The following is a 259-nucleotide window of genomic DNA, read 5'->3' on the forward strand; positions in this document are numbered from 1 at the left end:
CACTGAACTTAATAGATACCGACTGACCTGGCTTAATGACAGGTGCCGTTCCTGTTCCCTGAAAGCTTCCGCTTTCTACAAAATCTTTAGGAGTAACAACATTTTCAAAGGTAATGGTTCTTTGAGCAGACGTGTCCATCATGTTATTGTCGGAATCGTTGCAAGATGAAAGAGTAAATGCTGTCATAATTCCGGCTGCACATACTGTCATTTTAAAAAAGGTCTTTTTCATAAAATAATTTTTTATAGTTGAAAGTAT

Annotated in this window: 1 pseudogene; it reads right to left on the bottom strand. The window is 36.7% G+C overall.

The annotated features are described in order from the left end of the window. Positions 1 to 232: pseudogene (locus SB679_RS25045) on the bottom strand (hypothetical protein); the annotation flags it as partial. Positions 233 to 259: the final 27 nt, after the last annotated feature.

Origin of the sequence: Chryseobacterium sp. SIMBA_029 (genome assembly GCF_046535275.1) — a bacterium.
GTDB lineage: Bacteria > Bacteroidota > Bacteroidia > Flavobacteriales > Weeksellaceae > Chryseobacterium.